Raw genomic sequence first — 13,433 nt, forward strand, 5'->3', positions numbered from 1 at the left:
TTTTAACCTTTAATTTGTGTATCATCTTCGCCTTTAAAGGTCATAGATAGCGAATTTACGCAGTAGCGTTGACCCGTTGGCGCAGGACCATCTGGAAATACATGGCCTAAGTGGGAGCCACACTGCTTACAAAAAATCTCAACTCTACGCATACCGTGACTCAAGTCTTCTCTGTAATCTACATTACCGTCATCTAGCTGCTTATAGAAAGAAGGCCATCCACAACCAGCATCAAATTTAGTATCTGAGGGGAAAAGTGGCGCTTCGCAGCACTTACACACGTACAATCCATCTCGCTGCTCGTCTAGCAATACTCCAGTGAAAGGTCGCTCAGTACCCGCTTCGCGGCATACATAATATTCCTCGTCAGTGAGCTCAGTTTTCCAGTCTTTTTTAGCTATTGATGCGTTTGCTTTTTCATCTGTCGACATAACTTACCTCTTAAAACAAAAAAGGTGTATTTGAAAACAAATACACCTTTCGATAGTTTACGCTCAATTATGAGCGCGTGTAACACTATTTAGTTCATACTATTTTTTGATAGCGGTTTGCGGACGTGCAGGATCACTCCACTCAATGTGATACTTTTTACCTGCTGGCTTATCTACACGCTGATAAGTATGTGCGCCAAAATAATCGCGCTGGCCTTGCAGCAAATTAGCAGGTAACACAGCTGTGCGATATGAATCGTAATAGCTTAGCGCCGACATCATGGCAGGGCAAGGCACGCCAGCCAGTGTAGCTTGGGCGATAGACTCGCGCCAATCAGATTGGTACTGCGTAATTTGTTCCGCAAAGAATGGGTCCATAAGCAAGTTGGCTAAGTCTTCGTTATTCTCGTAGGCCTGAGAAATAGACTGAAGAAATACGGCGCGAATAATACAGCCTGCACGCCATATTTTAGCTATTTCACCAAACTCCAGTGTCCAGCCGTGTTCTTTGCCTGCCATTGCCATTAACTGGAAGCCCTGTGCGTATGCACAGATTTTAGAGCAATAAAGCGCTTGCTCTAGCTTGTTGATGATCGACATTTTCTCATCATCGCTGAATGATGGCGCATCAGGCCCTGCAAGAACCTTGCTCGCTGCTACACGCTCGTCTTTCAAACTAGAAATACTGCGCGCGAATACCGCAGAAGTGATGGTCTGTGCCGGACTACCTACCTGTAATGCGCTTACTGCAGTCCAAAGGCCTGTTCCTTTTTGACCTGCTCTGTCTAAGATCACGTCAACTAACGGCTGCTGTGTTTCTGGATCCATTTGTTCAAGAACTTCAGCACTAATTTCCATCAGGTAGCTATTCAGCTTGCCTTCGTTCCAGCGACGAAACACCTCTGCTATTTCAGCAGGCGCCATATTTAGCGCTTCGCGCATAACATGGTAAGTTTCGCAGATAAGCTGCATGTCGGCGTATTCGATACCGTTGTGCACCATTTTTACATAGTGCCCGGCTCCAACCGGACCGATGTAGGTCGCACATGGTTCGCCTTCTAACACTGGTTGACCGGGCGTATGGCTTTCTAATGGTTTACCTGTTTCTGGGTCAACCTTTGCAGCAATAGCTTTAAGAACAGGCTCAATGCGTGTCCATGCATAAGGGTTGCCTGAAGGCATAAGAGATGGCCCGAAACGAGCGCCTACTTCACCACCTGACACGGCGGTAGAGAAGAAGATAAATTTACCTTTGTACTGCTCTTCACGTGCTACAGAGTCTGTCCACAAACTGTTGCCAGTATCAACCACGATATCGTCAGCGTGAATTCCGGCGTCAATAAGATGATTGCAAACGTGGTCAACAGGATCGCCAGCAGGCACAGAGATAATAATAAGATGCGGGGCTTTTAACTTGCTTAAAAGCTCGGTGTAAGAACTGCAGCCTTCAACACGAGGCTCAGTATTTTCAGCTCTTTCGCTTGCGTCTTTGGCTAGAATAGACTCAACTTTATTTTGGTCTAAATCGAAACACGCTACACGATAGCCATGGTCCACTAGGTTCATGGTTAGGTTACTACCCATCACCCCTAAACCGATAAAACCAATATCACACGACTTGTCTTCGTGCGAATTACCACCTTTCTTTTGCATAGGAACACCCTCACATTTCAGATGGCTGCGAATGATACCACCTGAAAGAATAAAGAACAGTCTAAGCTAACAAATTAGTACGCGCTGGTGTAAATGTCACCAGCGGTAAACATTAGCAGGTTTTTAAGGCCAGTTTGAACGAGAAATTTGTTTTTATTTAATACCGAATAACACACGCATCACCACGACGAACAAAATTCGTACAACTGTAAAGACACGGCAGCATTCTCCTACTTAGCATGCTGTTAGACGGTGGCTGAGCGCTGCTTTTATCCAATTTGATTTATCTCGCTGGCTGTATTTCGCCTAGCGCTGAGCAATTAGGTTCGTGCCCGCTAGCGACCGCTGTGAGCTTTGGTAAAGCAAGTGGCAGGTAATTAACACCCTATATACCGCGTTGTCGTTTTAAACCTTTCTGAACATTCAACCACAACTTTTATCCCGAAAGTCGGCAATTTCTATTCGGAAAATTGGGAAAAACTAAACAGCGTGAGAGATTTACTGGCTTGTAAAAACACCTTTTGAATACAAATAGAAGGTTGCTCTTCTAGTGAACTATAGCGCGTGTCTAAATGCATGGTCCACCCGCCTTTCGGCATCACAGTTGGCAAGTGAAAACGCACGTCGCTATCGCTAGCGTTTACACACAAGAACCAGTGCTCGGGCTTTTGGTCGGGCTCTCTCTGGCTCATGGCACAACCCTTTATTTCAACACCAAACGCTTTGTTGTGGTGTGCATTCCAATCTTCAGACGCTTTGTCCGACCCATCCGGTTTGTACCAATTAATCTCTTTAACGTTTCTCGATAATGTAAAAGTGTCGTCATGCAACTTGAGTTCACTAAGCAGCGATGATGATTGACGTAAACGCACCACGTACTGACAGAAGCTTAAAAAGTCCTGTTTACGCTTGTTCAGCTCCCAATTCATCCAGCTAATCGGATTATCCTGGCAGTAGGCGTTATTGTTGCCATTTTGGGTACGACTTAACTCATCACCACCAAGTATATGGGGTGTCCCTTGGGAAAAAATCAAAGTAGCGAACAGATTACGCTTTTGACGCTCTCGCATAGCGAGTATCTGCTCGTCATTCGTTTCCCCTTCAATACCATAATTGGCAGACAGGTTGTGTCCGTGGCCATCTCGATTTTCTTCTAAGTTATCGAGATTGTGACGTTCGGCGTAGGTCACCATATCGTGCAGCGTAAAACCGTCGTGATAAGTCACATTATTGACTGACGTACTAATATGTCGCCGGCCTTTATGAAAAATATCTCGTGAGCCCATCAAGCGAGTAGCAAAGTCTGCTGTTACACCACCATCTCCCCGCCAAAACGCGCGCACTGTATCGCGGTATTTGTCGTTTACCTCTAACCATGGTGACGGGAAGTTGCCGACTTGGTAACCGTTTGGCCCAATATCCCAAGGCTCAGCGAGCAGCACCTTGTCTTTTAAAACTGGGTCGCTACTGATGGCTCTTAGTAACCCTGATTTCTTATTGTATTCCTGCGGCTCTCTTCCTAAACAAACTGCCAAATCGAAGCGAAAACCGTCAACGCCAATTGCGGATACCCAATGACGCATGGCATCCAAGATAAGTCCCATCATAAATGGCTGGGCAGTATTCACTGTGTTACCACAGCCAGAGTGGTTGGAATAAACTAACTCTCCGTTTTTCGTTTGTTCTAGCAAATAAGCTTGGTAAGGGCAAAAACCCTTATAGGATAGAATTGGACCGCCAACACCGGCCTCTGCTGTATGGTTAAATACAACATCAACTATCACTTCTAGGCCTGCACTGTGATAAGCGTCAACCATAGACTTAAGTTCAGCGAGCGCATCAGAAACACCATAGCGAGGTTCGGGCGCAAAGAAGTTAACTGGGTTATATCCCCAATAGTTTGTTAAACCCTTATCGGTGATAAAAGGCTCTGGCATAAATGAACACAAAGGCATAAATTGAACTGTCGTTACGCCTAATGCTTTAATGTGTTTAATGACGCTGGGGTGAGCTGCACCAATAAACTTCCCCCTGTGTTCTTTTGGTACATCAGGGTGAAGTTTTGTTAATCCTTTTACGTGAGCTTCATACACCACGCGCTTGTGTTTAGGTATATTGGGCGAACTAACATGATTAGTTGCATAGTCATTATGATCTATGACTATGCACTTTGGGATCATAAACTGAGAGTCGTGCTTGTATTGCCTTGCATCCCACTTTATTGCACGGCTGATTTTTCTAGCGTACGGGTCTATAAGCAATTTGTCAGTAGGGACAGAATGTAAACCACCTTCTCCACGCTCTACACGATACCCATAGTACTGGCCCGCACTTACGCCGCTAAAATGACCGTGCCAAACATCGCCAGTTTTTTCTGGCAGTGGATGTTCACTTATTGCTTCTTCAGTATCGCAATTGAAAAAGCACAATACGACCGCTTTAGCATCAGGGGCATAAACGGCAAAATTACATCCATCGTGAGTCAGTGTGGCGCCAAGTGGGTGTGCATTACCCACCCCACTTTCAACAATTTGCGCTATATCTGAAATTTCGTTCACTGCGTTCTCACTTTATTCATATACTAGGGCTTACGTGCCCTAGAAGTATTAATCTACATTGGCTACATAAAATACGGTGGCTAGCGGCGGTAAAGTAATCTCAGCAGAATGGGAGCGCTCATTCCAAGGCTGAGGTTGCGTATTTACAGTAGATACAACGTCATAGTTGCTCCCCCAGTACGCACTGTCATCGGTATTAAGTGCAAGCGATAACGTACATGCATCATCTACGCCTATTCTAAAGTTTTCACGTGGCACGGGCGTAAAATTAGACACCACATACACTTTCTGCTTTGCATCTTTCGACGTACGCACAAATGATACTATGCTTTGATCTGCGTTACTGTGATCTAGCCATGCGAAACCACTAGGTTCGTGATCTTGCTCGTATAGCGCTGGTGTTGATGTATAAAGGTTATTGAGCGCTTTATAAAGTGTTTGAACACCCTTGTGTTTATCATAATCGAGCAGATGCCAGTCTAGGCTGCTGTCATGGTTCCACTCACGGGCCTGTGCAAGTTCATTACCCATAAAGTTAAGTTTTTTACCGGGGTGGCCATACATAAAACCGGCATAGCAACGCAGATTAGCAGCTTGCTGCCATTCATCGCCTGGCATTTTGTGCAGCATACTGCCTTTGCCATGCACAACTTCATCATGTGAAATAGGCAGCACGAAGTTTTCATCGAATGCGTAGACCATGCTGAACGTGATATCACCATGATGATAGTTGCGATACGCTGGGTCTTTAGCGATGTAATGCAAAGAGTCATGCATCCACCCCATGTTCCACTTAAAGCCAAAGCCCAAACCACCGTCAAAAACAGGTCGAGAAACCTTTGGAAATGACGTTGACTCTTCCGCAATGGTCATAGCGTCGGGGAAGTGCTTGTACACTTCTTCATTCATCCATTTGAGTAAACTTATAGCTTCATAGTTTTCGTTGCCACCATCCACATTCGGGATCCACTCTCCGTCATTGCGTGAATAGTCGAGATAAAGCATGGATGCCACTGCATCAACCCTGAGTCCATCAACGTGAAATTTGTCTAGCCAAAACAATGCGTTTGCAACTAAAAATTGACGAACTGTGTCTTTGCCGAAATCGTAAATGCAAGAATTCCAATCCGGATGCCAACCTTTCCTCGGATCTTCATATTCATAAACACAAGAACCATCAAATCGCGCCAAGCCATGGCCGTCTTCAGGAAAGTGCGCTGGTACCCAGTCGATAATTACGCCAATGCCTGCTTGGTGCGCGCAATCAACGAAGTATTTAAATTCATCTGGGTTTCCGAATCTGCTGGTTGGTGCGAACATTCCTACGGGCTGATAGCCCCACGAACCGTCGAAAGGAAACTCGGAAATGGGCAGCAATTCAACGTGAGTGTAGCCCATATCGCTGACATAGCTTATTAAGTCATCGGCCAATGCTTTATAAGTCAGATAGCGCGCGTCCGTTTCAATGCCGGGGCGCTTCCAAGACCCTAGATGTACTTCGTAAATGCTCATCGGGCGGTTGTATTTATTGCCCTTTCGCTTTTCCATCCAAGCGCTATCATTCCACTTGTAGATGTTGTGGTCATAAATTTTCGACGCGTGCGATGGGTATTGCTCTGCGCTGAAACCTAGGGGGTCAGCTTTGTGCGGCAGGTCATGGCCGTACGCATCTTTAAGCTGATACTTGTAGCGCTCCCCATCGCTGAGTTCTGGAACGAACAGCACCCAGTAACCCATAGACGTTTTTTCCATAGGATGTAAACGGCCATCCCATTGATTGAAATCGCCAATAAGTGACACCGTACTGGCATTAGGGGCGAATACGCAGAACCTTACACCACTTACAGCTTCACCTTCTGGTGAAGCCAATGTAATCAGTTGCGCGCCAGCTTGCTCATATAAGTTCGCAGGCGAGCTGTCGATGTAATGTACAGCGTGATAAGCCTGGTCGGTAAATTGATAAGGATCGATATAAGCGCTTTCGCCTTTAGCGAGAACGCGATAAATTTCGCCTTGATACTTTTCTGGCAGTGGTGTCTCGAACAAACCATTACTGGAAGTAACGGTTGTTTCCTTTAGCGCAGGATTGCCCCATTTAATCGTTATCTCACTTGCGTTTGGGTTCCAAACACGAAGTATAGAACTTTGCTCATTTGACACTATACCTAAGTGGGAAAACGGTTGAGAACATAATACCTGTTCAAACTGCTGCGCTAATTGCATTCGCTACTCCTAGTAAAAACCCGCATTACAGCGGGTTGAATTGTGAGCTTAAATGCGTTTTAACATTTAAGCTCTATCCAGTACCGTCATGGTACTTTATCTTACTCGTTTAAGTTGCCTAGGCAACTGTCTGTTATCAATTCTTTGATAATGACAATTAACCTTGGCTTGCTTGTTTTCTAGCATGAGTAAGTTTAGACGCTAACTCATTTATATCATGTCTATCAAACATCGACTCAATATTCTCAGTTAGCTTTCTGCGCCAATTGGGGTATTCATCGAATGTACCAGGAATGTTCACCGGCTTATCCATTTCTAACCAGTCTTCTAACTGAAGGCTTAATAGCGCACTTGACCCCCCTGCCATATGCACCTGCATACCGTTATTTAAATCGCGATTCATTCCCGTGTGATTTACATCGCGACCTACATTGTCGCCAATTGAACCGTGTCCATGCAGCGTATCAAGTATCGCTTGTTTATTTTCATGGCGATCTGCATAAAGCGTTTGAAGAATTTTTTCTGTCGGATACAGCCCTATTTCTTTACCCAACTCTAAATCTAAACAGTGCCAGTAACCAATCAACGTCGGCATATCGTGAGTAGTCAAGGTTGACATCGACTGAACTGGATAATGACTAGGCGAGAAGAAACCACCGTCTTCTGCTTGTTCGAAGAAAAATACGCGGTATGAGTACACACCGTTGTCGGCGAGTTTGCTGCGAATTTCTTCGGGTACGGTGCCTAAGTCTTCACCTATAACCAAACTTTCATTACGGTGACTTTCTAGCGCTAGAATACCGAGCAAGTCATCGACAGGATAATAAACATAGCCACCGTCTTTTGCGTGGTCGCCTTTTACTACCCACCACAAGCGAAGTAACGCCATAACGTGGTCGATTCGCAACGACCCAGAAGATGCCATGTTCGAAGAAAACAAGTCAATAATTGGCTGATAGGCTTGTTCATAAAGTTTGCGAGGGTCCATTGGAGGTAAGCCCCAGTTCTGACCAAGCGGCCCCAAGATATCCGGTGGAGCACCTACACTTGCACCTGTGCAGTAAAGGTCCTTATTACCCCAAATCTCGGCACTGCCTTCGCTCACACCTACAGCAAGATCGCGATAAAGACCTATAGTCATGCCTGCACCTGTTGCTTTATCACTTGCTACTTCAAGTTGCTGGGCAGCAATCCATTGAAGGAACAGATAGAACTTAACTTCATGCTGATTAGCGCTCTTAAACTTAGCCACTGCTGGGTTGTGGTAGTCTTTGTATTCCTGTGGAAAAACTGGCCAACCCCAGCTTTCCTTACCATCGGCTTTTAGGTGTGACTGCAGCGCATCGTACACCGCTAACATATCTAAACTCTCGCCGCCTGCTTCAACAAAAGCATTAAACGCCTTATTTTGTTTGGTGCTTTTACGAAGGTATTTAGCATCGTAAACATCAAACACCGCTTTAAGCGCTGCTAACTTCACATGGGCTACTGCTTCGTAGTCTACATGCTCAACATTACGGGCATGTTCTAGCGTAGCTCTAAACTCATCACTGTTAACTACCTTTTGCACTGATGCATCGTCGTAACCGTCAATAGCAGTTACATCGATATATAAATAGTTTAACCAGCGACGTGAGCTCGGCCCATAAGGAGAACACGCGTTAGGGTTAGCTGGGTAAAGCGCGTGAATTGGGTTAAGCCCGATAAAATCTGCGCCGACGCCCGCGGCTTTTTCGATAAGTAGTGCAAGGTCTGAGAAGTCACCAATGCCCCAGTTCTTTTCGCTGCGAACGCAGTAAAGCTGAACACTTAGGCCCCAGATTTTTTTGCCTTCTTTAATCTCTTTCGGTGTATAGCATGCCTCTGGAGCCACAATTAAGCGAGAGCGTGCGAATTCATCATCATCTGCACTTAATGCTACATCGTGATATCCAAGTGGTAAATCCAAAGGTAGGGTTACTACGTATTCATGGAATTCAACATCATCAATGTGCGCCATTGTCGTCATTTCTTGATCAACAGGCGTAAATTGATGGGTCTGTACGTCACCATTTTCACACGTAACAGTAAGTGTATGGTCGTCGTTGACCAACTCGATGGGTAAGCGAACGGCTAAATTTATTTCTTGGGTGTTTCGTACAACTTGAACAGGATTTAAAGGCGACAACCATACCGATTTAATATCTTGTGTAATTTGTGACTGAATTTTTTCATCACTGCTGGTGTCATAGCCAAGCGTGTTTAGCAATTTCGCTTTGCTTGATTCTGCGATGGTTGCTGGTTTTCCCCATGCGTCGACGTATTGGGTTTCAATTCCCCGCATTTCAACCAGTTGTTGCAGAAGTTGTTGTGTCATGGTGTGTCATTCCTATTATTCGGTGAAAGACGCATAGGCCAAAGGTGCAAAGTGCGTCTGCAAACAAATTTTTAACATTATTCTAGAAACAAAGGCTTCGCGATATGTGAATACGATTGCAATAGCACTTATTCGTAATTTTGCAACACTTTAGCTTTTTATTTTGCTAATTATGGCATTTTGATCCATACTTTACGTAATTTATTTTCATTTTATTTGAACAATCGGGGTACGTTATGACAATCCGCATCGGTATCAATGGTTTTGGCCGTATTGGTCGCCTAGTAATGCGTGCAGCAGCTGAGCGCAACGACATTGAAGTTGTAGCTATTAACGACTTGCTAGACACAGACTACATTGCTTATCTTTTGAAATACGACTCGACGCACGGTTTATTTGACGGTGAAGTATCAGTTGATAACAACAGTCTAGTTGTAAACGGCAAAACTATCCGTATTACTTCTGAAAGAGACCCAGCAGCGCTTAAGTGGGATGAAGTAAACGTAGATGTTGTTGTTGAATCAACAGGTCTATTCCTAACTAAAGAAACTGCAGCGAAGCACATTGAAGCTGGCGCGAAGAAAGTGGTTATGTCTGCGCCGTCTAAAGACGACACGCCAATGTTCGTAATGGGCGTTAACCAAGAAAGCTATGCTGGCGAAACTATCGTTTCAAATGCATCTTGTACCACTAACTGTCTTGCTCCACTTGCAAAAGTGCTTAACGACAAGTTTGGTATTGTAGACGGTCTAATGACAACCGTTCACGCTACAACTGCTACACAGAAAACTGTAGATGGTCCTTCAATGAAAGACTGGCGTGGCGGCCGCGGCGCGGGTCAAAACATCATTCCATCATCAACGGGTGCTGCCAAAGCAGTAGGTAAAGTAATCCCTGAGCTTAACGGTAAACTAACAGGTATGGCTTTCCGTGTACCTACTCCTAACGTTTCAGTTGTTGACCTTACGGTTAACCTAGCGAAGGCTGCTAGCTACGACGAAATCTGTGCTGCAATGAAAGAAGCTTCAGAAGGCGAGCTAAAAGGTATCATGGGTTACACTGAAGATGCAGTTGTATCAAACGATTTCTTAGGCGATGCACGCACTTCAGTCTTTGACGCTACTGCAGGTATCGCACTTACTGACACATTCGTTAAGCTTGTATCTTGGTACGACAACGAATGGGGTTACTCAAACAAGGTTCTTGACTTAGTAGCTCATATTTCTAAGTAATAAAAAAATATAGAACAAATAGTTAAACTATTTGTTCTAAAGTTGAGTTAATCTAAAGGTGCAAACATTATGTTTGCACCTTTTTTGTTGTCTCAAAAATAAAGACGGTTTTTCAGCGACACACATTTTCCCGTCGCCTATTTGTAAGTTTAGTATTCAGTCCAAGGGGGACGTATGCCATCTGTGAATTCAGTTACCGTTAGCGAGTCTAATGGTCTTACCTTTTTAGACGTGGATAACGCTTTCGCCACAGCGCGCATAAGCTTATTTGGCGGCCATATTTTATCATTTGTTCCTAAAAGTGATAACAAAGAGCGACTATGGGTGAGTCCACACGCATACTTAAGTGGCGAGCGTCCAATTCGCGGGGGTATTCCAGTATGCTGGCCGTGGTTTAGTGATGACCATGGTCGCGAAAAAGGAGCCCTTCCCTCTCACGGCTTTTTAAGAACACAGGTGTGGAAGCTGGTTAACTCTGAAGAATCAGCAAACTGCACCACTATAACCCTTTCACCAAGCTTTACTCGGGCTGAGGGGTTTGAAAATGACTGCACTGTAACCATGGTTGTCGCTATCGGTGAAACTATGGAGGTATCTTTGGTCACTGAAAACACAGGGGTGGTAGCATTCGACTTTAACTGTGCTCTGCACACTTATTTTCATGTTGATGATATTCAGCATGCAGTTATAAAAGGAATTAAGGGCGAATATAAAGACAAGCTTGACGATTGGGCGATAAAGCCTACGCCAACGCCTTACACCATTACCGGAGAAACCGACCGAATCCATCTTGCGCCCATTAAAAACGTTAATATTGAAGTAGGCGGCAATTCATTTACGGAAGTTGTCTCACAGGGCAATGATTCACTTGTTGTGTGGAACCCGTGGCAAGGTGCCGCGTCCATTTCAGATATGGACCCATTTGGCTATAAGCACATGCTATGCGTGGAGACGTCGTTAACACAAGGCAGAACATTAGCACCTGGTGAAAGTCACACTCTTAGACAGACTATTGTTCCATGTTAGGTATCAGTTATTTATGTTTTGGTAGTGGAGCTAATAAAGCCCCACTACTGCTATCAATCTAACCAAAATCAACATTAATCGTTGGTATAGTTATATGCTTTTCAATGGAATGAAGCCCAAGGGTAAGAAATTCAAGTTAGTTAGATTTTTGTTTCTCCTTTTTTTGGCGATATCTCTATCGGGCTGCGCCCGCCTTATTGCTTATCAAATAGCCTCCCAGCATACCCCCTCGGTAAGTGGAAATTTGTCTGAGACATTTAAAACATCACGTCTATGTTCAACTAGTAGTGAATGCATTAAAGTTCAACGTTCGCCAGATATCGCAGTAAGCCAATTAGAATTTTCTCTCACCATCAACAATAAAACCAAGGTATGGACTTTTAAAGATAATGGAAGAGCCAGCACAAGTGATGGACGTCATTTGATATTTATTTTCCCGGGGTTCGGCACCGCGAAGGCTATTGTGGCTATGCATCAACAATGGCTTACGTTAATGACGGGCGCCGATGTGATAGTCGTTGAAAGCGCAGATAGCGCTGAACATTTTGCTTTTGGCCTGAACGCCGTGACTCCAATAGTTTCAGCAATCGAAGAACAAAAGCCAGCTAAAGTAGATTTAATCGGTATTTCTATGGGAAGCGTCGCCGCGTTTCACATTGCTTCCAAGATTGAAGGGGCGCGACTACACTTGATTGCGCCAATGACAGACTTCCATCACTCTACATTGGCACTATGGAATATTTTGCACAAAGGTAAAGTGTATTCATCATTTATATCTGAACAGAACATTGAAGAGGCTGTAGCTATTGTTTATAGCAACGCAAAGGCTGAGGAAAGTGACATAGACATTATAGGGAAATTAAAACAATTTGTTCTTACGACCTATGTTTACACTTCACCCACCGATAGAGTCGCTTTAGAGCGAGATTGGGAAGCTGTTAATAGCTCAGGTATAACACAACACTCTTTTCCAAACCTGAATCACTTAGAAATGTCTTCATTAATGGATGAAGAACTATTAGCACGCTTTATCTCTAATATATTAAGTACGGACGTAGAGAGAAGTCTGCACACAACTGGTGTGATATGTGAGTCAAATCAAAAAACATGCGGGAAAGGTTCATAAAGGGTCATTAAATGACGCTTAACATCGCTTATGCCCATTATGAAACCACAGACTCTATCTTCGTAAAAACATAGTTCTTTTACGATAAATAAAAAAAGAGACGTTATAAGCGTCTCTTTTTTTCATTCGCTACAGCTTTAAAATGGCAACTTATTCCATTAAAAGAAATAAGGTTGTCGCATCCTACTGCTTAGCACCTGCAACGGCTTCTTTAGCCAGCTGCGTGATGCGCGCCCAATCACCTGACTCAATTGCATCATCTGGCGCTAACCACGAACCACCTACGCACTTAACATTCTTAAGTGCTAAGTAATCGTTGTAGTTATTTGGACCAATGCCGCCTGTTGGGCAGAAGGTTACATCAGGGAAAGGACCGCTGATAGACTTGATAGCTTTAACGCCACCTGACGCTTCTGCGGGGAAGAATTTCATGTGGGTGTAACCCGCATCTTTACCCTTCATAAGATCTGACGTTGAAGAAATACCTGGGATAAGTGGAATATCAGCATCCATACCCGCTTTAAGCAAGTCAGCCGTCATGCCTGGGCTAATAGCAAACTTAGCGCCGGCTTCAACAACCGCCTTTAGCTGTTGTGCGTTGGTTACCGTTCCTGCCCCGATCAAAGAATCAGGTACTTCTTCTGCAATTCGCTTAATTACGTCAATTGCTGCAGGTGTACGTAAAGTAACTTCTAAAACTTTAATTCCACCTTCCATTAGCGCTTTTGCCAGAGGTACCGCTTTTTCTACGTCGTTGATAACCAACACAGGTACAACTGGGCCCGCCGCAAAAATTTCCTCTGGAGAGGTTTTCCATTTTGATGTCAT

Annotated in this window: 9 protein-coding genes; 3 read left to right on the plus strand and 6 right to left on the minus strand. The window is 44.4% G+C overall.

Annotation, left to right across the window (positions count from 1 at the left end):
• Positions 1 to 2: 2 nt before the first annotated feature.
• From msrB to malQ, 5 genes are all read right to left on the minus strand, one after another.
• Positions 3 to 431, minus strand: coding sequence for a peptide-methionine (R)-S-oxide reductase MsrB (gene msrB / locus ACXAGK_RS15910; RefSeq protein WP_039216559.1), 429 nt, complete (start codon positions 429 to 431; stop codon positions 3 to 5).
• Between the two features lie 99 nt (positions 432 to 530).
• Positions 531 to 2,084 (minus strand): NADP-dependent phosphogluconate dehydrogenase, encoded by a 1,554-nt coding sequence (gndA, locus tag ACXAGK_RS15915; protein ID WP_474856973.1) that lies wholly within the window; start codon positions 2,082 to 2,084, stop codon positions 531 to 533.
• A gap of 458 nt (positions 2,085 to 2,542) precedes the next feature.
• Positions 2,543 to 4,642, minus strand: coding sequence for a glycogen debranching protein GlgX (gene glgX, locus ACXAGK_RS15920; RefSeq protein ID WP_474856974.1), 2,100 nt, complete (start codon positions 4,640 to 4,642; stop codon positions 2,543 to 2,545).
• A 48-nt stretch (positions 4,643 to 4,690) separates the two neighbouring features.
• Positions 4,691 to 6,865 carry a 1,4-alpha-glucan branching protein GlgB gene (glgB, locus tag ACXAGK_RS15925; RefSeq protein WP_474856975.1) on the minus strand — a complete coding sequence of 725 codons (2,175 nt, stop codon included), beginning with the start codon at positions 6,863 to 6,865 and terminating at the stop codon, positions 4,691 to 4,693.
• A gap of 157 nt (positions 6,866 to 7,022) precedes the next feature.
• Positions 7,023 to 9,221 carry a 4-alpha-glucanotransferase gene (gene malQ / locus ACXAGK_RS15930; protein WP_474856976.1) on the minus strand — a complete coding sequence of 733 codons (2,199 nt, stop codon included), beginning with the start codon at positions 9,219 to 9,221 and terminating at the stop codon, positions 7,023 to 7,025.
• Positions 9,222 to 9,457: 236 nt separating this feature from the next.
• On the opposite strand from malQ, the gene gap reads away from it, so the two are divergent.
• From gap to ACXAGK_RS15945, 3 genes are all read left to right on the plus strand, one after another.
• A complete protein-coding gene (gene gap, locus ACXAGK_RS15935) occupies positions 9,458 to 10,453 on the plus strand; it encodes a type I glyceraldehyde-3-phosphate dehydrogenase (protein ID WP_179983752.1) in 996 nt (331 codons plus the stop codon).
• Between the two features lie 174 nt (positions 10,454 to 10,627).
• Complete coding sequence (locus ACXAGK_RS15940) at positions 10,628 to 11,479, plus strand: D-hexose-6-phosphate mutarotase (RefSeq protein ID WP_474856977.1); 852 nt, start codon at positions 10,628 to 10,630, stop codon at positions 11,477 to 11,479.
• A gap of 244 nt (positions 11,480 to 11,723) precedes the next feature.
• Positions 11,724 to 12,605: a hypothetical protein gene (locus tag ACXAGK_RS15945; protein ID WP_474856978.1), complete on the plus strand. Its 882-nt coding sequence runs from the start codon at positions 11,724 to 11,726 to the stop codon at positions 12,603 to 12,605.
• A gap of 183 nt (positions 12,606 to 12,788) precedes the next feature.
• On the opposite strand, the gene ACXAGK_RS15950 is transcribed toward ACXAGK_RS15945, so the two are convergent.
• Complete coding sequence (locus ACXAGK_RS15950) at positions 12,789 to 13,433, minus strand: bifunctional 4-hydroxy-2-oxoglutarate aldolase/2-dehydro-3-deoxy-phosphogluconate aldolase (protein ID WP_179983754.1); 645 nt, start codon at positions 13,431 to 13,433, stop codon at positions 12,789 to 12,791.

The sequence above is a fragment of the Alteromonas sp. ABM1_013 genome (genome assembly GCF_056160505.1).